General features: G+C 64.4%; 32 protein-coding genes. 14 read left to right on the plus strand and 18 right to left on the minus strand.

The features are described from left to right. Nucleotides 1-33: 33 nt before the first annotated feature. Nucleotides 34-504: a transposase gene (locus QZY44_RS12095; RefSeq protein ID WP_295446532.1), complete on the minus strand. Its 471-nt coding sequence runs from the start codon at nucleotides 502-504 to the stop codon at nucleotides 34-36. Nucleotides 505-743: 239 nt separating this feature from the next. On the opposite strand from QZY44_RS12095, the gene QZY44_RS12100 reads away from it, so the two are divergent. The 3 genes from QZY44_RS12100 to QZY44_RS12110 are packed head-to-tail and all read left to right on the plus strand — an operon-like array spanning nucleotide 744 to nucleotide 3,582. Beyond that, complete coding sequence (locus tag QZY44_RS12100) at nucleotides 744-2,273, plus strand: phytoene desaturase (RefSeq protein WP_295446534.1); 1,530 nt, start codon at nucleotides 744-746, stop codon at nucleotides 2,271-2,273. Then, nucleotides 2,254-3,402: a phytoene/squalene synthase family protein gene (locus tag QZY44_RS12105; protein WP_295446536.1), complete on the plus strand. Its 1,149-nt coding sequence runs from the start codon at nucleotides 2,254-2,256 to the stop codon at nucleotides 3,400-3,402. Before QZY44_RS12100 ends, QZY44_RS12105 begins: the two co-directional genes overlap by 20 nt. Before the next feature lie 12 nt (nucleotides 3,403-3,414). After that, nucleotides 3,415-3,582 (plus strand): hypothetical protein, encoded by a 168-nt coding sequence (locus QZY44_RS12110; protein WP_295446538.1) that lies wholly within the window; start codon nucleotides 3,415-3,417, stop codon nucleotides 3,580-3,582. Nucleotides 3,583-3,769: 187 nt separating this feature from the next. Here QZY44_RS12110 and QZY44_RS12115 read toward each other — a convergent pair whose 3' ends face one another. The 16 genes from QZY44_RS12115 to QZY44_RS12190 form a co-directional block, all read right to left on the minus strand. Continuing rightward, entirely contained in the window at nucleotides 3,770-5,083 is a 1,314-nt protein-coding gene (locus QZY44_RS12115) for a RuBisCO large subunit C-terminal-like domain-containing protein (RefSeq protein ID WP_295446540.1), read from the minus strand. Continuing rightward, complete coding sequence (locus QZY44_RS12120) at nucleotides 5,080-5,505, minus strand: secondary thiamine-phosphate synthase enzyme YjbQ (protein ID WP_295446542.1); 426 nt, start codon at nucleotides 5,503-5,505, stop codon at nucleotides 5,080-5,082. Before QZY44_RS12120 ends, QZY44_RS12115 begins: the two co-directional genes overlap by 4 nt. Before the next feature lie 34 nt (nucleotides 5,506-5,539). Next, on the minus strand, nucleotides 5,540-6,124 hold the full coding sequence (gene idi, locus QZY44_RS12125; protein WP_295446544.1) for an isopentenyl-diphosphate Delta-isomerase: 585 nt from the start codon (nucleotides 6,122-6,124) through the stop codon (nucleotides 5,540-5,542). 185 nt (nucleotides 6,125-6,309) lie between these two features. Beyond that, nucleotides 6,310-6,525: a light-harvesting antenna LH1, alpha subunit gene (gene pufA, locus QZY44_RS12130; RefSeq protein ID WP_295446545.1), complete on the minus strand. Its 216-nt coding sequence runs from the start codon at nucleotides 6,523-6,525 to the stop codon at nucleotides 6,310-6,312. A gap of 73 nt (nucleotides 6,526-6,598) precedes the next feature. Further along, on the minus strand, nucleotides 6,599-6,748 hold the full coding sequence (gene pufB / locus QZY44_RS12135; protein ID WP_295446547.1) for a light-harvesting antenna LH1, beta subunit: 150 nt from the start codon (nucleotides 6,746-6,748) through the stop codon (nucleotides 6,599-6,601). A 242-nt stretch (nucleotides 6,749-6,990) separates the two neighbouring features. Then, nucleotides 6,991-8,160 carry a photosynthetic reaction center cytochrome PufC gene (gene pufC / locus QZY44_RS12140; RefSeq protein WP_295446549.1) on the minus strand — a complete coding sequence of 390 codons (1,170 nt, stop codon included), beginning with the start codon at nucleotides 8,158-8,160 and terminating at the stop codon, nucleotides 6,991-6,993. After that, on the minus strand, nucleotides 8,160-9,134 hold the full coding sequence (gene pufM, locus QZY44_RS12145; RefSeq protein ID WP_295446552.1) for a photosynthetic reaction center subunit M: 975 nt from the start codon (nucleotides 9,132-9,134) through the stop codon (nucleotides 8,160-8,162). Before pufM ends, pufC begins: the two co-directional genes overlap by 1 nt. Before the next feature lie 15 nt (nucleotides 9,135-9,149). Beyond that, nucleotides 9,150-9,974, minus strand: coding sequence for a photosynthetic reaction center subunit L (gene pufL, locus QZY44_RS12150; RefSeq protein WP_295446554.1), 825 nt, complete (start codon nucleotides 9,972-9,974; stop codon nucleotides 9,150-9,152). 110 nt (nucleotides 9,975-10,084) lie between these two features. Beyond that, on the minus strand, nucleotides 10,085-10,465 hold the full coding sequence (gene pufA / locus QZY44_RS35770; RefSeq protein ID WP_365304149.1) for a light-harvesting antenna LH1, alpha subunit: 381 nt from the start codon (nucleotides 10,463-10,465) through the stop codon (nucleotides 10,085-10,087). A 45-nt stretch (nucleotides 10,466-10,510) separates the two neighbouring features. Beyond that, the gene (gene pufB, locus QZY44_RS12160; protein WP_295446555.1) at nucleotides 10,511-10,657 is read right to left on the minus strand and encodes a light-harvesting antenna LH1, beta subunit; all 147 of its coding nucleotides are present in this window, start codon (nucleotides 10,655-10,657) and stop codon (nucleotides 10,511-10,513) included. Nucleotides 10,658-10,795: 138 nt separating this feature from the next. Continuing rightward, nucleotides 10,796-11,017 (minus strand): hypothetical protein, encoded by a 222-nt coding sequence (locus QZY44_RS12165; protein WP_295446557.1) that lies wholly within the window; start codon nucleotides 11,015-11,017, stop codon nucleotides 10,796-10,798. A gap of 124 nt (nucleotides 11,018-11,141) precedes the next feature. After that, a complete protein-coding gene (gene bchZ / locus QZY44_RS12170; protein ID WP_295446559.1) occupies nucleotides 11,142-12,605 on the minus strand; it encodes a chlorophyllide a reductase subunit Z in 1,464 nt (487 codons plus the stop codon). A 4-nt stretch (nucleotides 12,606-12,609) separates the two neighbouring features. Continuing rightward, nucleotides 12,610-14,058, minus strand: a complete 1,449-nt coding sequence (gene bchY / locus QZY44_RS12175; RefSeq protein WP_295446561.1) for a chlorophyllide a reductase subunit Y — start codon at nucleotides 14,056-14,058, stop codon at nucleotides 12,610-12,612. 60 nt (nucleotides 14,059-14,118) lie between these two features. Beyond that, nucleotides 14,119-15,144, minus strand: coding sequence for a chlorophyllide a reductase iron protein subunit X (locus QZY44_RS12180; RefSeq protein WP_295446562.1), 1,026 nt, complete (start codon nucleotides 15,142-15,144; stop codon nucleotides 14,119-14,121). Then, nucleotides 15,141-16,079 carry a chlorophyll synthesis pathway protein BchC gene (gene bchC, locus QZY44_RS12185; RefSeq protein WP_295446563.1) on the minus strand — a complete coding sequence of 313 codons (939 nt, stop codon included), beginning with the start codon at nucleotides 16,077-16,079 and terminating at the stop codon, nucleotides 15,141-15,143. The genes QZY44_RS12180 and bchC overlap by 4 nt, the downstream gene beginning before the upstream one ends. A gap of 207 nt (nucleotides 16,080-16,286) precedes the next feature. After that, complete coding sequence (locus QZY44_RS12190) at nucleotides 16,287-17,156, minus strand: polyprenyl synthetase family protein (RefSeq protein WP_295446564.1); 870 nt, start codon at nucleotides 17,154-17,156, stop codon at nucleotides 16,287-16,289. A gap of 272 nt (nucleotides 17,157-17,428) precedes the next feature. On the opposite strand from QZY44_RS12190, the gene QZY44_RS12195 reads away from it, so the two are divergent. Genes QZY44_RS12195 through QZY44_RS12205 form a run of 3 tightly spaced genes read left to right on the plus strand, consistent with a single transcriptional unit; the run spans nucleotide 17,429 to nucleotide 21,556 of the window. Next, nucleotides 17,429-19,678 (plus strand): DUF2868 domain-containing protein, encoded by a 2,250-nt coding sequence (locus tag QZY44_RS12195; RefSeq protein ID WP_365304157.1) that lies wholly within the window; start codon nucleotides 17,429-17,431, stop codon nucleotides 19,676-19,678. Next, a complete protein-coding gene (locus QZY44_RS12200) occupies nucleotides 19,678-21,120 on the plus strand; it encodes a GTPase/DUF3482 domain-containing protein (protein ID WP_295446566.1) in 1,443 nt (480 codons plus the stop codon). Before QZY44_RS12195 ends, QZY44_RS12200 begins: the two co-directional genes overlap by 1 nt. Nucleotides 21,121-21,169: 49 nt before the next feature. Beyond that, a complete protein-coding gene (locus QZY44_RS12205) occupies nucleotides 21,170-21,556 on the plus strand; it encodes a hypothetical protein (protein ID WP_295446568.1) in 387 nt (128 codons plus the stop codon). Nucleotides 21,557-21,604: 48 nt separating this feature from the next. Here QZY44_RS12205 and QZY44_RS12210 read toward each other — a convergent pair whose 3' ends face one another. Beyond that, nucleotides 21,605-22,963 (minus strand): hypothetical protein, encoded by a 1,359-nt coding sequence (locus tag QZY44_RS12210; protein ID WP_295446570.1) that lies wholly within the window; start codon nucleotides 22,961-22,963, stop codon nucleotides 21,605-21,607. Between the two features lie 412 nt (nucleotides 22,964-23,375). Between QZY44_RS12210 and pufB (QZY44_RS12215) the strand changes: the two genes are divergently transcribed. The 8 genes from pufB (QZY44_RS12215) (at nucleotide 23,376) to pufA (QZY44_RS12250) (ending at nucleotide 25,779) form a co-directional block, all read left to right on the plus strand. Then, nucleotides 23,376-23,492, plus strand: a complete 117-nt coding sequence (gene pufB, locus QZY44_RS12215) for a light-harvesting antenna LH1, beta subunit (protein WP_295446572.1) — start codon at nucleotides 23,376-23,378, stop codon at nucleotides 23,490-23,492. A gap of 45 nt (nucleotides 23,493-23,537) precedes the next feature. Continuing rightward, nucleotides 23,538-23,768, plus strand: coding sequence for a light-harvesting antenna LH1, alpha subunit (gene pufA, locus QZY44_RS12220; protein ID WP_295446574.1), 231 nt, complete (start codon nucleotides 23,538-23,540; stop codon nucleotides 23,766-23,768). A gap of 136 nt (nucleotides 23,769-23,904) precedes the next feature. After that, on the plus strand, nucleotides 23,905-24,060 hold the full coding sequence (locus QZY44_RS12225) for a light-harvesting protein (RefSeq protein WP_295446584.1): 156 nt from the start codon (nucleotides 23,905-23,907) through the stop codon (nucleotides 24,058-24,060). A 24-nt stretch (nucleotides 24,061-24,084) separates the two neighbouring features. Then, a complete protein-coding gene (gene pufA, locus QZY44_RS12230; RefSeq protein WP_295446576.1) occupies nucleotides 24,085-24,249 on the plus strand; it encodes a light-harvesting antenna LH1, alpha subunit in 165 nt (54 codons plus the stop codon). Nucleotides 24,250-24,886: 637 nt separating this feature from the next. Next, the gene (gene pufB / locus QZY44_RS12235; protein WP_295389068.1) at nucleotides 24,887-25,003 is read left to right on the plus strand and encodes a light-harvesting antenna LH1, beta subunit; all 117 of its coding nucleotides are present in this window, start codon (nucleotides 24,887-24,889) and stop codon (nucleotides 25,001-25,003) included. 47 nt (nucleotides 25,004-25,050) lie between these two features. Continuing rightward, nucleotides 25,051-25,299 (plus strand): light-harvesting antenna LH1, alpha subunit, encoded by a 249-nt coding sequence (gene pufA, locus QZY44_RS12240; RefSeq protein ID WP_295446578.1) that lies wholly within the window; start codon nucleotides 25,051-25,053, stop codon nucleotides 25,297-25,299. 174 nt (nucleotides 25,300-25,473) lie between these two features. Next, nucleotides 25,474-25,590 (plus strand): light-harvesting antenna LH1, beta subunit, encoded by a 117-nt coding sequence (pufB, locus tag QZY44_RS12245; RefSeq protein ID WP_295389068.1) that lies wholly within the window; start codon nucleotides 25,474-25,476, stop codon nucleotides 25,588-25,590. Nucleotides 25,591-25,614: 24 nt separating this feature from the next. Beyond that, the gene (gene pufA / locus QZY44_RS12250; RefSeq protein WP_295446580.1) at nucleotides 25,615-25,779 is read left to right on the plus strand and encodes a light-harvesting antenna LH1, alpha subunit; all 165 of its coding nucleotides are present in this window, start codon (nucleotides 25,615-25,617) and stop codon (nucleotides 25,777-25,779) included. Nucleotides 25,780-26,503 lie beyond the last annotated feature (724 nt).

Here is a 26,503-nt window from a genome sequence, read left to right on the forward strand (position 1 = left end):
GCGGCTTTAGCCGCGACGGGTCAACGTGATCGGCTAGAGCCATTTGGCATCCCACAAAGGATAGTCGCCCACGTGCCGCACCAGACCGGCGCGCAGCGGATTGCCGACGATGTAACGGGCCACCGCGCGCAAATCCTCGTCGTTACGCAGGGCGTGGTCGAAGTAGCCGTCCTCCCACAGCGTCCCGGTACGCCCCAGGCGTTGGTTGATCCGCCGCGCGGAACCGCCCTTCACGGACTGCATCACCTGGTCGAGCCCACACTCGCCGGTGAGCACGATCAGCCAATGCAGGTGGGTGGGCATGACGACGAAGGCAAGGCTCTCCACGTCACCACACTCATGCAGCGCGCGCATGGCGTGGACGACCTCGCGACCCAGTTGGAAATCGGCGAACAGCGGGCGGTTGTCGGCCAGGGACGCGCACAGGTGGTAGGCGCGGCCCCGCTCGGAGACGCGGCCTTTGCGCAGGTCCTTGCTGTGGGATGGCAACCGTGTGAGATTCATTACTGCCGTTTTCTCGATGATCGCTAGGCGCAAGCACAGCCCGTGGGCTCGACTTGCGCGGCGACGGTCCTCAGACCGAGGCGTCGCGCGTGCAGCCACCCGTCGCGGCTGAAGCCGCTCCCACCGCAAGTGCATTCGGGTCCGTCACGCCAGACCTTTGCGGGCCAAAATCAGGCAACAAGCGGGCCTTGGGTGGTATACTGTCAACCAATCTTGACACCCCGCAGAGTATAGCTAAGTTGACAGTCGCCCCCGGTAAAGCCTCCCCGACCACTGCCCATGGTCGTCAGCCCCACGCAGTCATCATCGGCAGCGGCTTTGGCGGTCTGGCCGCGGCGGTGCGGCTCGGCGCGCGGGGCTACCGGGTGACGGTGCTGGAGCGCCTCGATGCCCCCGGCGGGCGGGCCTACGTCCACCACCAGGACGGCTTCAGCTTCGACGCCGGCCCCACCATCATCACGGCCCCCTTCCTGCTCGACGAGCTGTGGGCGCTGTGCGGTAAGCGCTTCGCCGACGAGGTCGAGCTGCGGACGATGGAGCCCTTTTATCGCATCCGCTTCGATAACGGGGAACACTTCGACTACAGCGGCGACCGGGACCGGATTCGCGCCGAGATCCGGCGCTTCGCCCCCGGGGACCTGGACGGCTACGAGCGCTTCCTGAAAAAGAGCGAGGCGATCTTCCGGGTGGGCTTCGAGCAACTCGCCGACAAGCCCTTCAACTCCGTCATGGACATGGTGCGGATCGTCCCGGCCATGATGAAGCTTCAGAGTTATCGCTCCGTCTACAGCCTGGTGTCGTCCTATATCAAGGACGAGCGGATGCGGACCATTATGTCCTTCCACCCACTGCTGATCGGGGGCAATCCGTTTACGGTGACCTCGATCTACGCCCTGATCTCCTTCCTGGAGCGCGAGTGGGGGGTGCATTCGACCATCGGCGGTACCGGCGCCATCGTGACGGGCCTGGTCGGGCTGATCGAGGGCCAGGGCAATCAGGTCCGCTGCGGGGCGCAGGTGGCTGAGATCCTGACCGCCAACCGCACGGTTCGCGGGGTCCGCCTGGCGAACGGTGAGGAGATCGCGGCCGACATCGTTGTCTCCGATGTCGACCCGGCCACGACGTATAAGAACCTGATCCCTTCCGTGAAGCGCCACCACTGGCCGGACTGGCGGATCAAGCGCTCGCAGTATTCCAATGGGCTCTTCGTCTGGTATTTCGGCACCAAGTGCCAATACCAGGACGTGCTGCACCACACCATCCTGATGGGGCCGCGTTACAAAGAGCTCGTGCAAGACATCTTCAAACGCAAGGTACTGGCCAAGGATTTCAGCCTCTACCTGCACCGCCCCACCGCCACCGACCCCTCGGTGGCGCCCCCGGGGTGCGACACCTTCTATGCCCTGGCGCCGGTCCCGCACCTGGATAGCGGGACGGACTGGACAACCCAGGCCGAGCCCTTCCGTCAGGCGGTCTGCGCCTATCTGGAGCAGAGCCTGTTGCCGGGGCTATCCGAGAATGTCGTCACCTCCAAAGTGACCACACCGCTCGATTTCCAAAACCGGCTCCTGTCCTATAAGGGCGCCGGCTTCAGCCTGGAGCCCGTGCTCTGGCAAAGTGCCTGGTTCCGTCCACACAACGCCAGCGAGGAGGTGCGTCACCTCTATCTGGTGGGAGCGGGGACCCATCCCGGCGCCGGGGTACCCGGTGTCATTTCTTCCGCCCGTGTACTCGATACGGTGGTGCCCGATGCGTCAACCTTCGCTTAACCTGCGATTCTCGACCCCCGCGGACCAGGTCGCCTGCCGCGACCTGCTCTGCAGCGGCTCGCGCTCTTTCTATGCCGCGTCCCTGTTGCTGCCACGACGGGTCTATCAACCGGCCACGGCCCTCTATGCCTTCTGCCGGGTCGCCGATGACGAGATCGATCTGGCCACGCGCCCGCATGAGGCGGTGCTCGCACTGCGTCAGCGGCTCGATGCCGTTTACGCCGGCCGCCCCATGGAGATCCCCGCGGACCGCGCCTTGGCCGATGTGGTCCACCAGTTCGCTGTTCCCCGTACTCTATTGGATGCGTTGATTGAAGGCTTTGCGTGGGACGCGGAGGGTCGTCGTTACGAAGACCTTTCCTCGGTCTATGACTACTCGGCCCGGGTGGCCGCGACCGTCGGCGCCATGATGACGCTGCTGATGGGTGTGCGTGACCCCGATCTGCTCGCCCGCGCCTGTGACTTGGGCGTGGCGATGCAACTGTCGAACATTGCCCGCGACGTGGGTGAGGATGCCGCCAACGGCCGCCTCTACCTGCCCCGTGAATGGCTGCGCGAAGAAGGGCTGGACCCGGACGCCTGGCTGGCGAGCCCGGTCTGGAGCCCCGCCCTCGGGCGCGTGGTGTCGCGCTTGCTGGAGGCCGCTGAAGCGTTGTACGCACGCGCCGATCAGGGGATCGGCGGCCTGCCGTTGCACTGCCGGGCCGGCATCGGCGCAGCCCGCCACCTCTATGCCGAAATCGGTCACGAGGTCGGTCGCCGGGGTATGAATTCAGTCGGTAGCCGCGCCGTCGTTTCGCCCCGCCGCAAGGCACAATTGCTCCCGCGGGTATTGTTCGCCGCCCTGCCCCGGCGGCCCGTACCCTTGCCGGCGTTGGCTGAAACCAGCTTCTTAGTCGAGGCGGTCAAGGCCCAGCCGCTTGGATCATTGATCCACCCCGTATCGATCAACCCCCAGGGCGTGCTGACGCCGATCCGGCCTATCGAGGTCGATCAGCCGGCGACGGTGGCGAGTCGTGTCTTGTTCGTCGCGGACCTGTTCCAGCGGCTGGAGGAGCGCGACCGCGAGCGCCGTCTGCAATACACCGGGATGCGTTCCTCGCTGTCCGCTGTTGTGTCCATTGATTGAGGAAGCCACGCGATGCAGGACCATAGCCTGTCCGGACTGATCGAACTCCTGTTGGTCGTCGGTCTGCTGTTCTGGTTCTGGTCCTTCCAACGCGCTGCCCTGCGTCAAGACCCCGGCACCGACCGGGGTGCACGGCAGGACTGCGCGGCCCAGAATCAAGGGGAGCCGCCGGCAGCCTAGTGGAGCGAAGCATCGATCCTACTAGCACTTGAGAGCCGGCATGAACCGAAGAAATAGACAGGATTAACAGGAAGTGTTGGTGGGACAGGCCCCAACCAAGAATCCTGTTAATCTGAGAAATCCTGTCCAATTGTCCGGCACCCGCTCGACTGTCGAAGTGGTGTCGGGCGTTGCGCTTCGCAGCTCGCTAACCTCTGCCCCCGAAGGCGTCAATGGCGGCGCTCAGTTCCGGATGGGTTTGTGCGTATTCGTCGATTTGAACCCCCTGGGCAATCGCATCCCACGCCTGGCGCAGACTCACCGCCCCGCCCGTGGGCCCCATGGGATGCCCGAATACACCGCGCCCCGGAATGAAGCCGAAATCGATACTGCCCACCCGTCGGTAAACGCCCTCCAAGGTGCCGGCCCAATCGCTCCCGCCTGGAATGGGCAGGCTGCGGGCCAGTTGACCCAACGGATCGGTACAGGCAGCGACGCTCTCCAGCACCTCGGTCTCGTCCATCCCCATGCGCCCCCCAAAGCCGGGCATGACGATAGCGTCGAGCCCGGCGAGTCGCTGAAGCTTGGTGATGACCCGGGTGTGGATCCCGTAACCGGGCAGCCGACTCAGGGCGGCGATCATAGGAAAATGCCCGACCAGCGGGACCCGGGTGTGCCGGCTCAACATGCGCACCGCACTCAAGCCCACCGGCAGGGCGTTGATCAGCAGCATATTTGCGCCATTGGCGACGGCCAGGTCGTGGAGCTCGATCAGCCGGTCGACCTCATCGGTGACATTCGCCATATAGCCCTTGGTCACCCCAGTGGCCGCCTCGGCGCGCCGGCGCGCCGCGCCGAGCTGCGCCGAGCGTTCCGCCAATGGACACCACGGGGCATCGGCCAGCATCTCGTCGTCCTTGGCCACGTCGAGACCGCCCACCCAACCCTCATACGCGAGTTCGGCAAAAGGCTCCGGTGGGAGTCCGATGTTGGGCTTGATGACGCCGAAGAAGATCGGGCGGTCATGAACACCGAGCAGGTCGCGGATACCCTCAATGCCAAAGCGCGGGCCGGGGAATGCGCTCAGAAAGCCGTCCGGCATCCGCAGGTCCAGGAGCTTGATCAGCGGGATGCCAGGAACGAAGAAAACGCCCTCGCCGACCACCGCGGACAGCAGGTTGGGAATGCGCGGGCCGAAGTTGCCGTGGGGGTGGGCAATGGTCACGCGACAGACCGAAACCTCGCCCGCTGCGGCCGCACCCGTCGTCGCCCCGGTCGCATAGCTCGGCGCGGGGCGGTGACCCTCAATCTGTAGATCAAGCACCTTGGCACCAAAACGGGGTCGGTAGTCCTCATCGATCCCGACCCGGTGCCATTGGGCGGTAGATTGTTCGCTGCACAGGTGCGCGGCGGCCATGCGCGGGTCACCATAGCACTCGAAGGCGTAGTCGAGCTCAATGAAGTCCGCCCCGTTCAGGTCCTCACGGCGGGCAAAAAAGCTGGGCAGGTCAGCGGGCGTCATCGGCCGAGAAACTGCAGCTGAACCTGGCGTTGTGTCCGCGGCCCATCCAGCTCAACGAAGAATATCGATTGCCAGCCGCCCAGCAGCAGCCGACCGTCGGCCACGGGGATGGTCTCGGTCGCATTCATATAAAGTCCCATCAGGTGGGCATGGGCGTTATCCCGGCCGTCGATTGGTTCGCGGTTGTGACGGTACGCGCCGTCACGCGGTACCAATCCGGCAAGATAGTCCAGCATGTCCTGCTGCAGCTGCGGCTCACGCTCGTTGAGATTGATGTGGGCGGTGGTGTGGGGTGAACTGAGACTGAGCAGTCCGTCGCACAGCCCGGTAGACTCAAACACACCCACCACCTGCGCCGTGATATCGATCAACTGGATCGGCTGCGTGGTCGCGAGAGTGATCGTTCGGGTAATAATCTTCATTTGGCTCTTTCCGTCCGGACACAATGGGCCAAGGTCATTGCGCCAGGGCGCCATCCAAGACGCGCTCGGCAATCAGTCGAAACCAAGGGGTGAACAGGTGTGGTGACTTCACGAGGGTACGCCTGACGGCGTCGACCGAACTCCAGCGCCAAGCACCCACTTCCGCAGGATCGGGCCGGGGATCATCGCCATAGCGCCCGCGAAAGACATGTAGATATTCATGTTCGATAAGCCCTGATCGGGGGTCTTCCGCACGATAGATCAATTGCATCTGTTCATTGAGCGGCGTCTGAAAGCCGAGTTCTTCACCGAGGCGTCGCACCGCCGCGCGGGCGGTCGGCTCATCCAGACGGGGGTGGCCGCAACAACTGTTCGACCAGTGCCCGGCGAAGTGATACTTGCCCGCCGCCCGGCGTTGCAGCAACACATCGCCCTTAGCATTGAATATAAAAATAGAAAAGGCCCGATGGAGCTGCCCAAGCCGATGCACCTCCAACTTGTCTCCGTCACCCAGGGGGCGGTCGTCGCCATCCACCAGGATGACCCGCTCCACGGCGTCCTGCTGCCCGGGCCGCCCGTACGGGCCGTTCGGGGACGGTGGGACGATCGCTGCCTTCACGTTGTCATCTCCAAAGCGACAGAGAACCTAAGCACTAAACCAGGCGGAATAACCGTTCTGCAAAAAAAAAACCGGAGGTCCTGTCAGACGCTCCGGACGCAAATGGTCTGCGCCGAAACCCGTCGACGCAGCAGCCCCGCCCGCTCGTAGCCGAGCCAGGCCGGGCCGCTGCGCAGAACTGGTCTCTACTTCTTCACTGCCGGGGCCGCAACCGGCGCCACGACCTTAACCGCGACCACGGCCGGACGCGAAACCGGCGGCTTGGCGTAGGCGGTTGCCAGCCAGTTGAAGTTGGCGGTGCTGAGCAGGATCAGGTGGATCAGCACGGCGAGCACGCCGAGGAAGCCGAACAGCGCGATCAGGCCGCGACGGGGATCGAAGATCTTCCAGATCTGGTACATATTTGCTTGTGCAGATGAAGCCATTAGTCTTAACTCCTAATCAGTTGCAGTGACGGTAGGGATCGCTGGGCTGTTACAGCCAGGGACGCCAGGCCCAAGCCAGGATATGGGCGACCACCGCAACTCCGACGAAGCCGCCGAAGCTCGACAGGAAAACGCCGTGGAACTCCTTTGCCTCGTCGTCCGTCAGGCCCGTCAGGCCAGTGCTCTTGTTCTCAGCCATGGAATTACCCTCTAGTATCAAGATGGCCGTGAAGGCCGATGTTGCGCACTTTGTGCGACCTGAAATTGCCGTGACCTCGGCGGTCACGACCGTATGAATCCGATCTCCGCCGCATCAAACGCCGGCGCCCCCCCACGCGGACCCGATCGGCCGATCCGCGCTCCTTAAGACTTTGGCCCATTATAGACGCGGGGCCGCGCCGAGGTTAGTGCCCCGGCGCGCCGCGCTGGCGTCAGCCTTACCTACATCACCCCTGCCGCGGTCCCGGCCAGCCCGGTCACTTTGGGCTCGGACGCGGGAACTGCCTCGACCTGAGCCGGCGCCGGCTCGGCCGCCGCAGGCGCTGCTGCCGGGGCCGCGGGTGCCGTCGCCGGTGGCGTCAGCAGGGCCGGGTAGTCCTTTGCCATCTCGGCACCGAACAGCGGCTTGTTGACACCCTGGTGACAGGTCTCGCAGCCAATCCGCTTGGGATCACCCAAGGGGCCCTTATTGACTGCCGGAATGATATCGGTCAGCGGCAGAATGAAGTTCTTGTTCGCCTCCCGCACCATCCGGATCGCGTACCAGCCCTTCACCCGCTGCGGTGAGCTCTGCGCCCAATCAGCGAATTGACGACTGTTATGGCAGTGATTGCAACCGACCCCCAGCGACCTGGAGATGTAGTTCATCAGCGCGTAGGTTCCTTCCGCGTTCTTGGTGTTGACCGTCTTCGGGTGGAACGGTGCCACCGCCGTCGGCGGCGTCAACGCGATCACGGCCTCCTTGTCGAAGTAAGTGGTCAACGGATCGAAGGGCAACGACGTGTAGGCGGTCACCGCAGACAGCCGGTTTTGATTGCCGACATAGCCACTGGTATGCGGCTTTTCACCCGGATTCGTCGTCCAGACGTATTTCGGTATCGGCTGACCCCGATGGCAGGTGTAGCAGGTGACGCCGGTGGGCGCCACGTGCGCCTGCCAGTCCACATTGGCACGCTTGGTCATCTTGATCATGGAGCGCGCGACGACCTTCTGGTACTTCGTGTCGGCCGCCATGTTATTCAGGTCGTGACAGTAGACACAGCCCTGACCATTGACCCACTGATCCTTCGGCACAATCCACTCGGCAATAGCGGACATCTGGCGGGTGAACTCAGTGATAGACACGTCCCCCAGCACCTGCAGGTTCTGATACACAGAGCCGGCAGCCACCGGGATCGGCACTGCGGGCGCCAGCGACTCCGGCGCAACATTTGCCTCGTGCAACTTGGCGAGAATGCGCGGATTCACGAAGGCGTTCTGGCCAACCCCCCGGTAACTGTAGGGATACTGTGTACTTTGCGGTGGCGGACCCTCGCACCCGGCCATCAGCAAGGCGATGCCGACGGCCGCCAACGGCAGCGCCTTATGCTTTGCAAACAACATGGTTCTCATTACAGTGCTCCCGGGAGTGAGGCTGGATCGGGAACCGGCACGCCCGTGATTGGATACGGCGGCACCAACCCGTGCTTGATACCCCACAGATACCAGTTGTCGACCACCGTGCCCGTCAACAGGATTCCGATTCCGCCGGTGATCACGACCAGCACCGAGAACCAATAGGCCCAGCGATGGATCGATTCCATGGAAGCGTTAAAGCCCATGGTCCATCTCCAGAACAGTGCGGCGCGCTCGGCGGCGGTGCCGCGGTCCACGATCTGGTCGATTTCGCGATCACCACCGTACCGGGTGACTGACAGGATGGTGCCGGCATGCATCGCAAACAGCAAAGCCGAGCCATACAGGAAGGCGATCGAGAGCATGTGAAACGGGTTGTAGTACAGGTTGCCGTAGGCAATGGAGAACGCGGACGTCCAATCCAGATGCGGGAAGATCCCGAACGGCGGCGCCTCGGACCAGGAACCCATCAGCAACGGACGGATAAAGCCGATCACCAGATATAGCCAGATCGCCGAGGCGAAGGCCCACGCCATGTGCGTACCCGTCCCCAAGGCAACCGCCCGACGGTAGGTACGCACCCACCACAGCAGGATCGACGTGGTGAGGAAGAAGCCGGTGATCAGCCACCACCCACCCTTGGCCAACGGCGGGATATGCAGACCATACTCGGCATTCGGCGGCTCCAACGCCAACCAGAAGAACTGCTGGAAGAACTTCATGGGGCTATAGCCGACCGAGGCCCCCATGTTAAAGCCGATGATAAACAGCGCAATAAAGCCGCAGAGCACCGACAACACACCGGTTGTGCCTAGGTAGATAGGCCCGATCTGGGAATCGCCAATCTTACCTACCCAATAGTTGAAAAACGGCTTGCCGATCCGATCGCGCTGACCCTCATCGTGGGGTACCCCAGGATAGGCCGGGCCACGGATTTGCACCGCGGTAAAGATGTTTTGGTATTCAGCCATAGTGGTACTCCTGGATCAGCCGAAGATCGGAAGGTTGGGCCACCACATCCACCATTCCGGCCAGCCGCGGGTCCAGAAGGGACCGCTGATGACGATACACACGGCGCTCCAGAAGACGGCGGACAAAGCCAGAAACAGGCCCAGGCGATGGATAGCCAAGGCACCGATGGAGTAGCCGACATCATCCCGGAAGAAGGTGTTCTCGTGCTCGGACGTCTTCACCTCTTCACCCTTCGGCGGATTGACCATCGACAGGATCAGCGACCCGTGCATGGACAGCGCCAGGGCGTTGGTGAAGAAGAACGCGATCGCGAGCATGTGCGCCGGGTTGTAATGGAAGTGCAGGAACTGGTAACCCGTGTTCGACACCCAGTCCAGATGACTGAGAATGCCGTACGGGAAGCCGTGCCCCCAGGCCCCCAACAGGACCGGACGAATCACCACCAGCGTGATATAGGCGAGGATCGCAAAGCTGAAGGCGAAGGGCACGTGGAACCCGATACCCAGCTTGCGACAGATCTCCACTTCGCGAAGCGCCCACGAAACAAATGCGCCGATGGCGCACATGGTGATGATCTGCCACAGACCGCCTTTTGCAAGCGGCGCCATCCCGAGCCCGTAGCTCAGGTCCGGCGGCGCGATGCTGATCTGCCACAGATTCCAGGTCGGCCCCATGGCCGCCCCCCAAACAATCAATAGAGTACCCAGCACGGCGCAAAAAAACCCGGTGACGCCAAAGAAGCCGATGTAGATCGGCCCCGCCCAGAAGTCAAAAAGGTCTCCGCCGATCAGCGTTCCCCCACGAACGCGATATTTTCTCTCAAAGCTCAGCATGGCCATGGTTCAACCCTCTAGTCGGGAGTTGCCGTTGCGGCAACATCCCCACGGTGTCCAGTGGCGGACGGGAGCGAATGTACTGGCCTCCCGTCCGCTGCCCTTGGCGGTGGACGCTACTTGGCCGGGGCTGCTGCCGGCGCAGGCGCCGCCGCTGCCGGGGCGGCCGCTGCTGCCGGGGCGGCCGCAGGCTTCGCCGCTTCCGGGGCCTTCGCCGCGGCCGGAGCCGGGGCGGCGGCTGGCTTCGCCGCGGCCGGGGCTGCGACCGCAGCCTTCGGGGCCGGCTTGACCACGTAGACCGGGGTCGGCTTGCCGGCGTTGGACAGCGGCGGGGTGGCGTAGGCGGTGTCGAGCCAATTGAAGTTGGCGGTGCTGAGCAGGATCAGGTGGATCAGGACGGCGAGCACACCCAGGAATCCGAAGAGCGCAATCAGCGCACGACGGGGGTCGAAGATCTTCCAAATCTTGTACATGTCAGCTTGAGCGGATGAGGCCATTTGTGTAACTCCTAATCAGTTGATGTGACGTTGACGGTCGTGGGACTACAGCCAGGGGCGCCAGGCCCAGGCCAGGATGTGGGCGACCACCGCGACCCCGACGAAGCCGGTGAAGCTCGACAGGAAGACGCCGTGAAACTCCTTCGCCTCGTCATCGGAGAGTCCAGTCAGACCCTTAGTGTTGTCGGCCATGAGATTTACCTCCAGATCATGAAAATGGCCTTGCGGCCGTTAACGCGCGTCACCGCGCGAATCAGATGAGACCCGTCACTCGACGCATCTCGCTTCTTGCCCGGTATCCGCCAGGCGCTGACGTTGCCTCGCGGCCCGTCACAGAAAGGCGAACGGCAGGACCCGCTGGGTCACCGCGCGCGCCTCGGCGATCAAAGACAGGTGCGCGTCACCCACCGGTGGCCAGGGACGCAGGCGTAACGGCAGCAGCCGCGCCAAAAAAGCAATCACCACAATGACAGCAAAGCTCAGCGCAAAGATCAGACGATATTGGCGGCGCTCCTGCGCCCAAAGGGCGGAGGTCTGGGTGAGCGTGGTCATCGCGGCGACTCCTGTGCGGTTTCGCACCGATAAACGGGTTCAAATGCTAGGGACTGTGCGCTCGTGCGGGCGGCGCCCAAGCGGATGCCGGCCATCACGTCGCGGGAAACTGGTTGGCACCTGATCATGCCGGCGTGGCCTCTGGCAGCCGACCTTGTACACGGCGCAGCCGTTCCAGCGTCACGGTCGACTCACCGGCCTTGCGCGCGGCCTGCTCGGCCGCGTCGCGCAAGCGCTTGGCGGCGGAGATGCGCACCAGCACCGGCTGGCTCTCCAATTCCGCGTCCAAGGCGACCTTGGCCTCATCGGTCCAGGCAAGCTCCTCGTAGACGCGGGCCGGCGTGGGGTCGGTGCGGTCCAGATCAGAACCTAACGGGATGATATGGAACAATGCATCGAAGAGTGCATTGCAGACCTCTTGCACCAGATAGGCCGCCCCGGAGTAACCCATGAACGGCGTGCCGGTGTGCCGACGGATGATCGTCCCCGGGAACGACGCCGGGATATAGGCGGCCCGGGAGCCGATTTCGGCGAGATACATGCGCTCGTTATAGCTGCCGAACAGAATCAGCGGGGTACGCTCCTGGACTTGGCGGCGCACGGCATCGTTGTCCGGCTTGACCCCGGGGCGGCGGGCGAGGGCAAAGTTGCAGGGCAGCCCCAATTCGTCAGACAGATAGTGCCGCAGACCGCGGCTGTAGGTCTCGGTCGCCACTACCGCGAAGCTCGCCGTGGCAAAAAAATCCTGGGTGACGGAGCGCCACAGGTCCCAGATCGGGGCCAGCGTCGTGCGCTTCTCATCGGCGATAAAGGGCTCCGGGTCGAGCCCCAGCAGTTCACCCAGGGTGCGCAGAAAACGGGTGGTGCTGTGCAGTCCGATCGGGGCCTGGAGGTAAGGCTGGTCCAGCGCCTCGCACAATAGGCGGCCGAACTCACGGTACAGACAGACGCTGGCATCCGCCTCACGCAGCCGCGGGATCTCCGACAGGGTACAACTCAAGGGGAAGACCAGATTGACCTCGGCGCCGATACCCTCGATCAAGCGTCGCACCTCGGCCAGATCGGACCACATATTGAAGGTGCCGTACATGGCGCCCACGATATTGACCCGCGGCTTATTCCCGCTCTTGCGCACTTTGATGGCGGCCGCGGACTTGGCGGTGGCGGGGCGTCCGTACTGGGTCAACAGCCAGAACAGTGCCCGGTCCGCACACTGCCACTGGTCCTCGTCAATAGTACGCGGCAAGAAGCGCTGAATATTCTTGCCGTTGGGGATGACGCCGCCGCCAATCATCTCGGCAATCGACCCGGTCACCACGACCGCCGGCCGATTCGGGTCCAGGGTCGCATGCGCCCGACGCATGGCTGCCTCGGTCCCCGTTTGCCCCAACTCTTCTTCACCCAGCCCGGTCACGACGACGGGCAGGGCGTGCGGCGGCAGGCCATCGGTGTAATGCAGCACCGCGGTGACCGGCAGGTTTTCGCAGCCGACCGGGCCGTCGATGATCACCTGCAGCCCGTCGATGGCGGCGAAGGCATAGACGGCACCCCAGTAGCCGCCCGCCCGATCCAGGTCTTGAATCAACATGCTGTCAGGCCCCCTTTCCGGTCGCGGCTCGCACGGTACCCAGGGCCACGGGGAGCCCATGGGCGGCACCGAAGAAGGCGTCCATCGCATCGAAACGGGGACGACTGGCCAAGGCGGCGTTGATGACCTGTGCCAGCGAGCCGGCACCGGCGGGCCCAATCAGCGGCCGCGCGGAGATCAGATTGGTAAAATACAGTGCCGGGGTTGCGGCCTCCTTGGCCTTTTGCACCACCGGGGTGGTCCCGATCACTAGGTCGGGTGCGAACTCGGCCATGGCGTCCAGGTCCTGCTCGAGGGTTGCACGGTATTGCACCCGCACACCCTTGGACTGAAGCCATTCACAATCCTGTTGGGACCACGGCGTACGCCCGCAGGCGGTGCCCACATAGCGCAGATCGGCGCCGCTCTCAACCAACACGCGACCGACCAGCAGCTCGGAGCCTTCGTAGCCCGACAGCGTAATCCGCCCCTTGATCGGCGCCCCGGCAAGCGCCTGCCGGGTGGCCGGCAGCCAGCGGTTCTTGGCGGCATCCAGGTTGGCGGCACTGACGCCGCAGGCGGCCGCGATCCCTTCCAACCAGGCGGCGGTGCCCTCGTACCCGACCGGGGCGGAGCCGACAACGGGCCGCCCAGCGACGGCAAATTCGTTACAGACACCGGTATACTGGGGGTGAATGGCGGCGGCGGCGACGCCCGCCAGCGCACCATAGAGCTCACGCCACTCACGGGTCGGCAGCACTGGCCCGGCGGCCAGTCCCAGGGGCTCGAGCAACATGCCCAGGGTCACCGGATCGACCGGGAACATCTCACCGATTAAGGCGACGGTCGGTCGCGTCGCGCGCCCGCCACGCGGGGCCTGCACCGGACCTTGCTCCGCCTCCTGACGGGCCCGCCGCAACATGGCGGCGGCCAGCACATCTTTGGCCTCGGCATGGGTTGGGACGCCGAATCCGGGGATGTCGATCCCGATGATGCGCACACCGTTGATCGACTCGGGCAGGAGGCGCAGCGGCACCCCGGAGGCACTCGGGACGCACAGGTTGATGATGACTAAGGCGTCGTAGCGCTCCGGGTCGGCGAGTTGATAGGCCGCCTCGCGCACGTCCTCGAAGAGCTTGCCGGTGACCAGGGTCTCCGAGTCGAAAGGGACGTAACCGACACTGCGCCGCGCCCCATAAAAATGGGAGGTGAAGGTCAGCCCGTAGACACAGCAGGCCGAGCCGACCAGGACGCTCGCGGTGCGCCGCATCCGCAAGGCGACGCGCAAGGCGCCGAAGGCGGGGCACATGCTTTGGGGTTGATCGTGGGCACCGGCGACCCGCACCTCGGGCTCACCTGAGAGCTGGCCGGTCGCGCCCAGTACCACTGGCCGCACGACACCCAACCCGTCCGGCGCCCCAATAGGGCGATCGGAGTCGTTGGTGTCAGCGAACTTGCTCAGGGTCTGGGTCATTGGGCTTGTGGGCTCTGTGCCTGGAGTTTATATTGTTATCGGAACCTGACCGGTCGCGTCTCAGGCGTCGTCGTAAATGACTTCGAGTGACGGCTTGGGCGCGTAGGACTGGCCGCGCATATCCTCAATGGTCGCCGGTTCCAGGACCACATGGCGCCCCACGTCGTCGGACTTGAAGAGATCCAGCAAACCCTCGTTAGTCAGTGGCTTGGGGCGCTGCGGTTGGGACTCCGCAACATTCAGTGCCAGCGCCTCGAACAGCGGCCCCCAGGTACTGCCGGGCTCAGCGACGATCTGATAGCTAGCACTCTTACGACGGATCTCTTCGTTGGCGGGGATGCAGCCCAGCACCGGGATGCCGACAGCCTTGGCAAAGGCCTGCGCCTCGCCGGTCCCGTCGTCCTTGTTGATCACCATACCAGCCACGCCCACGTTACCGCCCAGGTTACGGAAATAGTCGACGGCGTTGCACACATTGTTGGCGACATAGAGCGACTGCAGGTCGTTGGAGCCGACCACGATGACCTTTTGACACAGGTCACGCGCGATCGGCAGACCGAAGCCACCACACACCACGTCGCCCAAGAAATCGAGCAGGACATAGTCGAAGTCCCACTCGTGGAAACCCAGGCTATCCAGGATCTCAAAGCCATGAATGATGCCGCGCCCGCCGCAGCCACGGCCGACCTCAGGCCCACCCAACTCCATGGCAAAGACGCCATCACGCTTGAAGCAGACGTCGCCGATCCGCACCGGCTCACCGGCGGCCTTCTTGGCGGCAGACGTCTCAATGATGGTCGGGGTCGCCCGCCCGCCGAAGAGCAGGGTGGTGGTGTCGCTCTTGGGGTCGCAACCGATCAGCAGCACCTTCTTGCCCTGCTGGGCCATCATGTAGGACAAGTTCGCTAGGGTGAAACTCTTGCCGATCCCGCCCTTACCGTAGATCGCGATGATCTGTGTGGAACGCGCAGACGCAGGGGTCGGCGCGGCCGCGGGGGCGCTCACGGGCCGGCCGGAGCCACTGTGGCCATCGCCCTGCTCGCGCTGGGCGAGCACGGGGTTGGTCTGGCCGGTCGGGATAGTCATGCGTCGGGCCTCCAGTCGAGGATCATCTTCAGGCAACTGGGATCGCCGAAGGCGGTCCGATAGGCCGCCGCGGCCTCCCGCGCCGGATGGCGATGGGTGATGAGGCCGTCAAGCGACAACGCTCCCGATTCCGCAAGACCCTTGGCCTCGCGCAGGTCGGGCTCCTTAAACTCCGCCGCCACCCGGATGCGCGCTTCGCGCTTGAAGGCCGGCGAAAACGAAAACGCCAAGGGCTCGTGGTAAAAGCCCGCCAGGACGATCTCGCCCTGCGGGGCCAGCCGGGCGATCAGGCGATCAAGCAGCGTGGCATCGCCACTGACATCACAAATGGCGCGGTAGTCGTGCCGCGGATCGGCGTCCGGGTGCAGCACCTGGTAGCCCAGAGCGCCTTGCGCACGTTCCGCATTCGTCTCCCACACGACCGGCGGTTCCTCACCTTTTAATGAGGCGATGCGCGCGATCAACCGCCCGAGCACCCCGTGCCCGACGATGAGCTGCGGCAGTTGCGCCGCCACCGCGTGGCAGGCGGTAGCCGCCAACGCCAGCAACACACCCTGCTCGGCCATCCCCGCGGCAATCGGCACCACCCGCGCCCCCGGGACCACGACACGCGCCGCCGCCCCACCAAACAGTCCGCGCACCGACGCGTAACAATTGGCCCCTGGCACGAACACCGTCTCGCCCTCTTGCCGCCCGGACTGAGCGCCTGCCGCCGTCACCTGACCCACCGACTCGTACCCCGGGACTAGGGGATAGCCCATCCCCGGGAAACTTGGCATGAGCCCGGTCCAGAGCAGTCGCTCGGTGCCGGTGCTGATACCGCTCCAGTCGATCTCAACCACCACGTCTCCCGGTCCGGGAGGGGTGAGCTCGAGCTGCTCGAGGCTTAATTGCCCGGGCTGCGCGAAGACCACGGCGGTGGTTGTGATAGTCACTTGCGATGCTCGATCGTCAGGAACGCGAGGGTGGCCAAGGGGCCGCGGAACTGGTGTCAGTCTAGCCTGACTGCATCGAATGTCAACCGGTATTGACACCTACCTTGTCTGGGAGCGGCGATCAGCAGGCGCACGCGGCGACCTGTGCGCACCAGCACGCCAGCGTTGGCAGCGCCAGCCAACCCAGTGCGCGCCCGGCGGGGACCGTCAGGCGGCCAGCCGCGCGAGTTCTTCGGGCAGGATGCGCCGGGACTCGGCGGCGATCAGGGCCTGGAGTGCGGGCGCTCCCGGGCAGGCGGGAACGGCATCGGTGGCACTCGCGACCAAATCCTTGAGCCGACGCACGGCCCCCTCGATCCCCAACTCCTGGACCGCGTTGGGCCGTCCCAGCGAGCTGTCGCGCCCCAGCGGCTTGCCCATTTCCCGGCTGGAGGCCATGGCATCACCCAAGTCGTCGGCCACCTGATAGGCCTCGCCCAGGCGCTCGCCGACCAGGCGCCAGGCCTCGGTCGGCGCCCCCACGGACTCGGCCCCGGCCACGGTGGCGGCCACGAACAGCGACCCGGTCTTGGCGCGGTGATAGTCCTCCAACACGACGTCGGACTCGCACTCCCAGGCCTGACCGGCGCAGATACCGACTGGCGCGCCAGTACAGCGCGCGATCGTGGCCATCACCCGACTGACGTTGTCCGGCGCCGCGACGATCCGCCGCGCGACGATCTCAAAAGCGAGTACGATCAGCGCATCCCCGGCCAAGACCGCCAGCCGCTCCCCGTAGGCACAGTGGACCGATGGCCGGCCGCGCCGCAGGGTGGAGTCGTCGAAGCAGGGCAGATCGTCATGGACCAGCGAGGCGCAATGCAGCAGTTCGATGGCCGCGGCGGCGGCATCCGTGGTTTCCGGGTCGCTGTTGCCGCAGGCCCAGGCGACGGCCAGGCACAGGCGCGGGCGGATCCGGGCACCACCGGGGAACACCGCGTACCGCAAGGCCTGGGCGAAGCCGGGGGGGCAACCCGGCCCCTGGGCGGAGACAATGGCCGCATCCAGTGCCTGCTCAATACGCTGCGTGGGATCCATGGTTCATTAGCCCTCTATGTCGACAAGGTTTAGAGTGATCTGTATTTGTTGGTTGACACTCGCGTGTGTCATGTAAAATAGACATTCCGTCCTACCCAGTCAATTCATTTCCCCCCCATCATGTCATTTGCCAGGTCAAGAACACGGGCGATCGTCTTCGGCGCCGCGATCGGCAGCCTGGTCGCCGCGCTCGAACTGGCGGTAACCGCGGCGCGGCGCAGCGCAGGGGAACCCCTCCTACTTTCTCGATCATATAGCGCAACATCACCGCCATGAACCCCGGGCACTCAGACCCTTCGACCCACGACGGCGCGACCGACGGCCGGGAGAACGACCGTTGGACGGTCGCGGACCTCATCGACCTCGAGTATTACCTTGGCGTTGACGAGGAAGCACTCCATGCCAGCCCGGCGGCCCGCAACGCCTTGACGCAGCGCGACCGCACACTCTATCTGGAGCAGATCGCACCGGCGCTCGGCACCACGGCGCACCATACCACGGCGCACCGGCGCCTGAGCCTGCGGCGGTGGCTGGGCGAACGCCGCGCTGCGGAGCGTCCGGAACAGCGTCTGCTGTTACCCGGCAGCACGTTCACGCAGGCTCAGCGACTCACCACGCTGGGCCTGGCGGTACTCGGGGTCCTGATCGGGAGCGGCGCGGCCTCCGCCTTGTTGAGCTACGATGGCCTGCGGCCCATCAATGTGGCCTGGTACCTGTTTTTATTGGTATTCGTACAGTTCCTGATGATCGGCGGGGCCACGCTCGGCTGGCTGGTACGCCACTCGCGGCCGGTCGACCGGGTGGCCCAGGACATCACCCTGCTCGGACGGTTGATCCGCCCCCTGGTGACCCGGGTCAGCCACTGGCTGTTACGTCAACACCTCGCGGCCACGCACCAGGAGGTCAACGACCGCACCGCCAGCCAGGTCGGTCGGCTGCGCTCCCAGTACGCACTCTATGGGCCCGTCTCCTTTCTGCCGATGCTGATCCCGGCCCAGGTGTTCGGGGTCGCCTTCAATGTCGGCGTGATCGTGACGACCGTCGCCCTGGAATGGTTCACCGATCTCGCCTTCGGCTGGGGCACCGCGCTGGACCTGACCCCGGCGTTCATCCATGACCTGGCGCGCGCCGTCGCCTGGCCCTGGGGCTGGCTGTTCGGTGAAGGGATCGGGTATCCGACCCTGGAGCAGGTAGCCGGTTCGCGCATCCTGCTGAAGGACCCACTGTTCCTGCTCGACGCTGGCCATCTGCGCTCGTGGCGCTGGTTTCTGGTACTCGCGGTCTGCACCTATGGCCTGTTGCCGCGACTCCTGCTGCTCGGCGCCTCGCTCCTGACCCAGCGGCACTTACTGGAGCGGCTACCCTTCACCCAAGGCCGCACCCAGGCCCTCTATGCCCGACTGCTCACACCGAAGGTCGCCATCGCCACCCACGGGGGTGGACATGGACCGGAGATGCCGATCCCGGCACCCGTGACGCACCATGGCCCGTTGGCACGGCCGATCACGGGGTCCGCGATCAGGGCCGCGGTGACCCCGACCGCGCCGGTGACAACGACGCCCCCCCTAGGCGCGGCCCGCGAGGTCACACCCGAACGGAGCGCAGCACCGGAACCGGCGCGGTCCCCTGCACCCGCGGCCGTAGTGCCACCGCAACCGGGACCCGTGCCGGACCCGGTGCCTGAACCAACACCGCAGCCAAAACAGGAGCCTGCGCTCAACGCTGTGGTCGAACTGGACACTGCGCCCGAACCGGAACCCGCATTGGAGCCAGCGCGGGAGCCCGCGCTCAACCCGGTGACCGAGCCGGAACCGGAGCCCGAGCCGACGCTGTTACCGGATCCGGAACCAGCACCCGTGTCCGCGTCGGAGCCTTTACCGGACCCGGAACCTGCGTACGAGCCCGAACCGGAGCCTTTACCGGACCCGGAACCAGCACACGAGCCCGCGCCGGCGCCTTTACCGGAACCGGAATCTGAGCCCGAACCTGAGCGCCCCCCGGAGACCGAACTGCCATCTGCGGCGCTACCCGTGGAACTTGGCGGCGGCGAGGTGCCCGGCGGCATCGCCGCCGATGCCTGCCTGCTCCTGGTTCAGCTCGACGTGGACGAACTGATCGAGGCGTCCGACCGGCCCCACCTGGCGGAGTTAGTCCGGGCACTCACCGGCTGGCAGGTCGCCGCGTCCGCGTCCTTCGGCTCCGGCAGCGCCATGACCGCCAGCGTGGTGAACTGGGTCGAGGGACAACGCTGGCAGGCACCGCCGGCGCGCGTCACGCTCATCATGGATGGGTCTCAACCACCGATTACCGAGAACCTGCGCTTCTTGCGCGAATTGCGTGCGGCCGCCGGGACCCAGGCCCAGATCCTGTTGGCCCTGGTCGGCGATCCACAGGACGACGACCCCCTGCCGCCGATCCGTGCCTTCGACTTCACCGATTGGCGGCGCAAGATCGACCAACTGGTCGATCCCTATCTGCGCCTGGAACAGTTGACCCCCGCCGACGGCGCAGGAGAGGCATGATGGCGCGTGAGATTGACATCCCCCGACTGGCAATCATGGGGCACCCCAACGCGGGCAAGTCCTCAGTGGTCGCGACCCTCACCGAAAACGACTGCATCGCCATCGACAAACGGGCCGGCACCACCACCGAGTCCGACATCTACCCGGTGATCATCGACGGCCAGACCGTCATCGAGTTCATCGACACCCCGGGCTTTCAGAACCCCAGCGCGATCCTGGAGTGGTTCCAGGGGCACGCCAACCTGCCGGATCTGGCCGGGGCCTTCGTGCAGGCCCATCGCGATGACCCCCTCTTCGCCCATGACTGCGCCCTGCTCGCGCCGGTCGGCGCCGGGGCCGGGATCATCCTGGTGGTGGACGGCTCCAAACGCATCAAGGAGAAAGACCGCATCGAGATCGAACTGCTGCGCCTGACCGCGCGCCCGCGCATGGCGATCCTGAACAACCTCACCAACCAGCCACGCCACCTGAACCAGTGGCAGGACACACTCAACAAGGCGTTCAACTCGGTACGCGAGTTCAATGCCCATCGGGCTACCTATGCCGAACGCATCAAGCTATTGAGCGCACTGAAAAACATTGACCAGCGTTGGGAGCCCCGACTGGAACAGACGATCGACGCCTTCGCGCGCGACTGGGAGCGTCGCACCGACCAAGCCGCGACGACCATCCTGGATCTGTTGCGCGAAAGCCTCGGTTACCGCTACAGCCAATGCATCAAGAACGCCCAACTGGTCTTCAGGAGCGGCCAGGCGCGGGCCAAGACCCAGGTCATGCAGGCCTTCGGTGACGGCCTGCGGGCCTTGGAGCGGAAGGCCCAGGAGCAGGTTCGCGCCAACTTTCGCCACAACGTCTGGAACCTGGCCCCGGACTCGATCCTCGGCCAGGACCTGCTGTCGCAGGAGGTCAGCAAGGCGCTGGGGATCTCCCGGGGGCAACTCGCCATGGCCGGGATCGCCGCGGGGGCCGCCTCCGGGGCCACCATCGACCTCGCCACCGCGGGGAGTTCCCTCGGTGCAGCGGCCTTCCTCGGGGCGGCCGCCGGCGGCGCATTGGGCTATATGGGCGGACACGCCCTGGCCAAGCTCAATATCGAAAAAGACGCCGGCACCCAGCGCTTCACCGTGGGCCCGGTCTCCAACCCCAAGTTCCCGTTTATACTGCTCGATCGGATCATCCTTTACAGCGCCCGCGCGATGAACTGGTCGCACGGACGCCAGGCGGCCGACGAGGAGGCCCCGGACCGGGTAGCGGACAGGCCGATCCCGGCCAAGGGGTTCACCGAGGCCTTGAGCCTGCCGCAGCAGCGGGAATTAGCGCGTTTTTTCAGCGCGGCCCGGCGCGGTAAATTGTATGACCGGGAAGACGCCTGCCGGGAGCTCATCAAGGGGATACTGCTGGACGTGGCGCAGGGCCACATCGACAGCCGCGCCAACCTTTAAACACTGTCTGGGCGCCGTCGGCGCCGACCTATATCAAGAGGAATTTTCGATGAGATATGCCGCAAAGAGAACCTGGCCCGATCGTCCGAAGGCCTGGGAGCACCAGGGCGAGGGTGAGGGCCTCGAGGCCTTTGCACTCGCCTTCGCATCCGAGTACGGACTCGGGGTGGGCAGCGAATTCGAGGTGCTCGACAAGGACTCGGACGACGCCGCCCTGGTGTCCTTCCGCGTCGCCAGCACCATGCCCTACACCCTGGGCCCCGTCGCGGCGCACACCGACGCTCAGGCCGGCACCCCGGCCGATGCGCCGCCATTCGCGGGGGCCGCCATGTCATTCGGCTTTTACATGGTCAAGGTCACGACGCTCGTCCTGGGCGTCACGGCCGCCCTGTTCCTTATCCTGAAATATCTTGGCCTGACAAACCCGGCAAGCTAACGATCGGAATCATCTCGGGGGAGCTCAGCGCCCCGGGCGGGCGCTGAACTAAATGATGGTTTTCTGTACCCCACCCGGGGCCGGATCAATACCCAGTGCCTGGAAAATGGCCAATTGGTCGGGATCGGCACGGGTGGCCTGGCGCACATGCAAGGCGCGTCCATCGTCACGACGGACGCTGACGGTCACCCGGCACTGGCCCGCGAGGACCTGGCGCACGATCGACCAGTTGACATGGATGTCATTGGCAGCCAGCCGACGGCGTATGAGCTGCACGCACTGGCAGGCCAGGGCAGTGATGAACAACTGGGCGGCGTCACGTCCCTCAGCGGCGTGCTCGACCGGACCCAGACGCGGCCCGGGCCTCAGACTGGCAAACACGGACTCCAGATCGGTGAGCACATCACCGACCCCCCCCCACCGCGGCGGACTCCAGCCGGTCTCGCCGCGGCACAGGTCGTGGTAGCCGTTCGCCCGTAACCAGTCGAGGTTGGCCGCGCTGGCCGCGTCCCGGTTGATCGCCACCAGCGCACCGGGGGGGGCACCGAGCCCGGCGAGCATCCGCTTCAGCGGCTTACCGGCTGCGACCTCGGTGGCAAAGTGGGCCGAGCCATGAATGAAGCCGCGCGGGTCGACGACCAGCCCCAGAGTCACGGGCGGGCCATCGCCGCGCGCCCTGGCCTCATCCCCCGGCGCGGCTTGTAGGCAGGCGTTGGTCAGGTCGTAGACGAGCTCCGCGCCTGGCGGCCCGAACAGGTCATGGACCCGGGCACGAAGGTGCGCCTCCAGGGCCTTACGGTGAGTCAGCAACCCCTCAGCGGCGCGCCTCAGCACCAGCGGACCGAACGCCTGGAAATCGACCCCGAGCATCTCCCCAAGCGCGCTGCGTTCACCCAACCAGGCAGGAGTGGCCCGCGCCGCGCCCGCCATCCGCGCCACGATCAAACCCAAAGCCGCCGCACTGTGACGCTGCGGCATCCCCAGGGCTTGCAGTTGCTCGGCCAAGCGCAGCTCCCCGATCGCCCACAGCGCCACCTGCTCCAGTCCCGCCGAGCGTGCGCAGGTCAACTCCAGGGTACCCAGATCGACCGACTCCAGCGCCCGCGCCTCGTCCTGCGGGGACGCCCGAGATTGGCGTGACAGCAACAGCGCGGCCACCCGCTGCGCCTCCAACTCCACCACCGGCGCATCCTGCGTGGGCCCGGGGGCAGCGTGTCCAGCGAGCAGGTCTTCAATGCGTGAGCACAGCGCCTGCCACTGGGTCGAACCCAGCGAGAAATCCGTCCCCAGGTTCAGCAAAGTGACCTGGCGCACACGCCCGCCGACGCGCTCGCTGCGCACCAGTCGGTGGCTGAAATACTGCGCCCCGGTGTCCAAGGTGCGCGTGAGGGTGCGGCGGATATACATCTTTATAGCTTGCCCCCGAGGTCGGCGAGAAGCAAGCGGCAGTTGGTAAAGGTCCGTAAATATCTACCGACCGGCAGCGTCCGTTGCAAGCGTTTATGGCACTACCTTGGGAACCACAAAATGGCCCGTTTCAGCGCGACATCGCCAATCATGAATGTCAATAGCAGGCCTGCATGGTGCCCTGATTATGGCCCTAAGCTGGGCTCTTGCTTATGGCACTACTTGCTAACGATGTACTTTTTGTTTGACATCCTGCGCTGTCAAGCTAAGATGACACTCACGTTCTGCACTGCACCCAGGCCATCAAGCCTACCGCGTTACAGACCGCTCGTTCTCGCGGCGTTCATTGCCGCAAACCCCGTCGCCGAATCGTCGGCAGCGGTTTTCAACTGCCCTGTATATGAGGCCTATCATGACTGCTGAACAAGCAAAAGAGTTCCACGAGCAATTCAAGGTGACCTACTCCGCGTTCGTCGGCTTGGCCGCCGTTGCGCACCTGTTGGTGTTCGCCTCCAAGCCCTGGTTCTGAAGCTCCGCTTCCGTAACCCACTCACTTAATCAAAGGTAAATTCAAATGGCTTTTCATCGCTCCATTCCTGACTACAAGCCCGGCGAGCAAGACCACCTGTTTTGGGTTGTCGTCAACCCGTCCACTTGGCTGATGCCCATTTTCTTCGCCGTGCTGATCGTTGCCCTGACGGTCCACAGCTACGCCATCAACCTGCCCGGCCGTGGCTTCGCCAAGCCGGTTGCTGCCCCGGTCGCCGTCGCGGCGCCCGTTGCTGCCCCGGCTGTCGCTGGCTGATCGGGCTGTCATGGCGATTGCCGCCGCGCCAGGTGGTTGACACATAATGGCAAAGCGGCATCGGCAAGACACTCGACCGGAGGCTAAACCGATGGCGGAACCGAGAATGGCCGCGCCCACGCCGGCCGCCCCCAAGATGGCCGCGCCCACGCCGGCCGCACCCAAGGTGAATCAGATGTCAGCCGAGCAAGCAAAAGAGTTCCACGAGCAGTTCAAGGTGACCTACAGCGCATTCGTCGGCTTGGCCGCCGTTGCCCACCTGTTGGTCTTCGCCAGCAAGCCCTGGTTCTAATCGCAGCACGTCAAGGTAACTCAAATGGCCCAAAATATCGCAAAGCCGAAGAACCCGGACGACGATTGGAAGTTCTGGCTGGTGGTCAATCCGTCCACGTGGCTGGTCCCGATCTTTATCGCCGTGCTGGCGATCGCCCTCATCGTTCACAACTACGCCATCCATCTGCCGGGCCGTGGTTTTCATTGATCGATGATCGCCTCCCCAGATCCTGACACGAGGACATGAGGAGGAAGGGGGGGCGGTCAGATTACTCTGACTGCCCCCCCGTCAACACACAAGGGGGCGTCGCGCACACGCTCGGCCCTCGACAAGGCATCCAGAGTCAGTCTTGGCTCTGTTCAGGCTCTGCGACGCCAGACCACATCGGTCGGACACACGCAGCTGGCGCAGGAAGCCTAACCCCTTAAACGGACGCTGAGCGCCCTAACGTCGCCCAGCGACTGCCCCCCTCCCCCAGCGGGAAACAGATTCGGTGCCGACGCGTGGCAGGAATCACCGGTATGCCAGGCCCTTCGACTGAACGCCACACCGCGCGGGCAATCAGGGGCAAGCGGTTGGCCACACCAGCTAGCGCATAGCCAATTGTTCTTAAAGATAATTTCCTGTAGAAAGTCACGCCGCCGAATTTTTTCAGGTCGCAGTGTATCTTCTGCTTGACAATCTTTTGTGTCAGGCTAAGATGACACCCATCGAACGGCACCTGACGAGACGCCCCCGGGCCAAACGCCAAGTTGCCCACCAGGATTCGCGGCATCACTTGCCACGATACCCCGCCGTCGAATAGTCGGCAGCGGACGTTTGCTAACCCCTACGGAGGTCTATTATGACGCCTGACCAAGCAAAAGAGTTTCATGAGCAGTTCAAGGTGACCTACAGCGCATTCGTCGGCTTGGCCGCCGTTGCGCACCTGCTGGTCTTCGCCTCCAAGCCGTGGTTCTGAAGCGTTAGCTTCCGAAACACCCTGACTCTCACTTAGAGGTAAAACAAATGGCTACTCCTTTCCACCGGTCGCCTTTCGAGTACGCACAAAACGCGAAAGAGCAAGATTACCTGATCTGGCAGGTCATCAACCCCTCCACCTTTCTGATCCCGATCTTCATCGCCCTGACCGTCCTGGCGATTCTGATCCATCAGGTCGCTTTCTCGATTCCTGGCCGTGCCTGGACCAACCACAAGCACCCAGTGGTTTACGTGGAAGCCCCGGCTGCTGCCGTTGCCCCCACCCCGGCTGGCTGAGCACGTCGGTAGCGGCGGTATCCGCCACGCCGAACGATAATGGCAAAGCGGCATAGTCAAGATAACCGACCAGAGGCAAAACCGATGGCGGAACCCAGAATGGCCGATCCACGCCCGGCTGCGCCGAAAATGGCAGCGCCCGCGCCGAAGCAAGCCGAAACGAAGGTGAGAGAAATGACTCCCGACCAAGCAAAAGAATTTCATGAGCAGTTCAAGGTGACCTACAGTGCGTTCGTCGGCCTGGCCGCCGTTGCGCACCTGTTGGTGTTCGCCTCCAAGCCCTGGTTTTAAACTGAATTCTCTGAGGTAACTCAAATGGCCCAAAACATCGCAAAGCCGAAGAACCCCGATGACGATTGGAAGATTTGGCTGGTTGTCAATCCTTCCACGTGGTTGCTGCCCTGGTTCCTGACGGTTTTCGTGGTCGCCATCGCGATCCACCTGTTTGTGCTGTCCCTGCCGGGCTTCGCCTGGAAGTAAGCAGTACTGTTGGCCATTAGGGATGATGGCCTCTGAGTTGGCGAACAAGGACTGGTAATTTGATTTATCTAAGCGGTTCCATTGTGGTCTGCAATAGATAGTAAACGCTGGCTCAACGTCGGCCCGTCTAATGTCTCGCGGCTGCCCTGTTCACTCGGGTGGCGGTGAGTTCAGTAGGCGGGCCGATATCATTTCTGGCGAGCCTCACACTGCTCATCGGCATACCCCTGCGGCCCGCGGGATGGCGCCGAAAGTCCCCCGGCACTCCTCTCGCCGAGAGCATAGTCCCGCCGGATGGGCGAGCACCGTAAACCCAGATCTGCGCACGACCGGTAATCCCAAATACCGCCATTACCCACGCCCAAGCGTCACGCGCGGGGCGATCCAGCCGCCAGATCACCCGCTGGGTGCATCGTCTAACCGCCGCTAACATCCGGATCACACCGTGGTGATAAACACCTGGCGATCTTGGCGCTTTGAGCGCTGTCCGGGCTAATCGCCCGGCACTACCCAGCCGGGACCACGATTCGCCGACGACGCCCCTCGACCGGCCCCACGGTCACCCCGACGACGCCGCAGAAGGCGCTCTAGGCTATCGCAGTGAGAGCCCCGAAGCGGCGCGGGCAAGTAATTTACAAAGGCGCGCGTGGCCCGATGTAGGGCGCGATCGGCGTGTTATTCGCCGCGGCCTGGGGGCCGCTCCTACCCAGTGGGAGCGGCCCCC

Source organism: uncultured Thiodictyon sp., assembly GCA_903837595.1.
In the GTDB taxonomy this organism is placed as follows: domain Bacteria; phylum Pseudomonadota; class Gammaproteobacteria; order Chromatiales; family Chromatiaceae; genus Thiodictyon.

Bases quoted from the DNA above. Each gene is read 5' to 3' on its own strand.
- QZY44_RS12095 (WP_295446532.1), bottom strand. From the start codon at position 504: ATGAATCTCACACGGTTGCCATCCCACAGCAAGGACCTGCGCAAAGGC.
- QZY44_RS12105 (WP_295446536.1), top strand. From the start codon at position 2,254: ATGCGTCAACCTTCGCTTAACCTGCGATTCTCGACCCCCGCGGACCAG.
- QZY44_RS12110 (WP_295446538.1), top strand. From the start codon at position 3,415: ATGCAGGACCATAGCCTGTCCGGACTGATCGAACTCCTGTTGGTCGTC.
- QZY44_RS12115 (WP_295446540.1), bottom strand. From the start codon at position 5,083: ATGACGCCCGCTGACCTGCCCAGCTTTTTTGCCCGCCGTGAGGACCTG.
- QZY44_RS12120 (WP_295446542.1), bottom strand. From the start codon at position 5,505: ATGAAGATTATTACCCGAACGATCACTCTCGCGACCACGCAGCCGATC.
- pufA (WP_295446545.1), bottom strand. From the start codon at position 6,525: ATGTACCAGATCTGGAAGATCTTCGATCCCCGTCGCGGCCTGATCGCG.
- pufB (WP_295446547.1), bottom strand. From the start codon at position 6,748: ATGGCTGAGAACAAGAGCACTGGCCTGACGGGCCTGACGGACGACGAG.
- pufC (WP_295446549.1), bottom strand. From the start codon at position 8,160: ATGAGAACCATGTTGTTTGCAAAGCATAAGGCGCTGCCGTTGGCGGCC.
- pufM (WP_295446552.1), bottom strand. From the start codon at position 9,134: ATGGCTGAATACCAAAACATCTTTACCGCGGTGCAAATCCGTGGCCCG.
- pufL (WP_295446554.1), bottom strand. From the start codon at position 9,974: ATGGCCATGCTGAGCTTTGAGAGAAAATATCGCGTTCGTGGGGGAACG.
- pufA (WP_365304149.1), bottom strand. From the start codon at position 10,465: ATGGCCTCATCCGCTCAAGCTGACATGTACAAGATTTGGAAGATCTTC.
- pufB (WP_295446555.1), bottom strand. From the start codon at position 10,657: ATGGCCGACAACACTAAGGGTCTGACTGGACTCTCCGATGACGAGGCG.
- QZY44_RS12165 (WP_295446557.1), bottom strand. From the start codon at position 11,017: ATGACCACGCTCACCCAGACCTCCGCCCTTTGGGCGCAGGAGCGCCGC.
- bchZ (WP_295446559.1), bottom strand. From the start codon at position 12,605: ATGTTGATTCAAGACCTGGATCGGGCGGGCGGCTACTGGGGTGCCGTC.
- bchY (WP_295446561.1), bottom strand. From the start codon at position 14,058: ATGACCCAGACCCTGAGCAAGTTCGCTGACACCAACGACTCCGATCGC.
- QZY44_RS12180 (WP_295446562.1), bottom strand. From the start codon at position 15,144: ATGACTATCCCGACCGGCCAGACCAACCCCGTGCTCGCCCAGCGCGAG.
- QZY44_RS12190 (WP_295446564.1), bottom strand. From the start codon at position 17,156: ATGGATCCCACGCAGCGTATTGAGCAGGCACTGGATGCGGCCATTGTC.
- QZY44_RS12195 (WP_365304157.1), top strand. From the start codon at position 17,429: ATGAACCCCGGGCACTCAGACCCTTCGACCCACGACGGCGCGACCGAC.
- QZY44_RS12200 (WP_295446566.1), top strand. From the start codon at position 19,678: ATGGCGCGTGAGATTGACATCCCCCGACTGGCAATCATGGGGCACCCC.
- QZY44_RS12205 (WP_295446568.1), top strand. From the start codon at position 21,170: ATGAGATATGCCGCAAAGAGAACCTGGCCCGATCGTCCGAAGGCCTGG.
- QZY44_RS12210 (WP_295446570.1), bottom strand. From the start codon at position 22,963: ATGTATATCCGCCGCACCCTCACGCGCACCTTGGACACCGGGGCGCAG.
- pufB (WP_295446572.1), top strand. From the start codon at position 23,376: ATGACTGCTGAACAAGCAAAAGAGTTCCACGAGCAATTCAAGGTGACC.
- pufA (WP_295446574.1), top strand. From the start codon at position 23,538: ATGGCTTTTCATCGCTCCATTCCTGACTACAAGCCCGGCGAGCAAGAC.
- QZY44_RS12225 (WP_295446584.1), top strand. From the start codon at position 23,905: ATGGCCGCGCCCACGCCGGCCGCACCCAAGGTGAATCAGATGTCAGCC.
- pufA (WP_295446576.1), top strand. From the start codon at position 24,085: ATGGCCCAAAATATCGCAAAGCCGAAGAACCCGGACGACGATTGGAAG.
- pufB (WP_295389068.1), top strand. From the start codon at position 24,887: ATGACGCCTGACCAAGCAAAAGAGTTTCATGAGCAGTTCAAGGTGACC.
- pufA (WP_295446578.1), top strand. From the start codon at position 25,051: ATGGCTACTCCTTTCCACCGGTCGCCTTTCGAGTACGCACAAAACGCG.
- pufB (WP_295389068.1), top strand. From the start codon at position 25,474: ATGACTCCCGACCAAGCAAAAGAATTTCATGAGCAGTTCAAGGTGACC.
- pufA (WP_295446580.1), top strand. From the start codon at position 25,615: ATGGCCCAAAACATCGCAAAGCCGAAGAACCCCGATGACGATTGGAAG.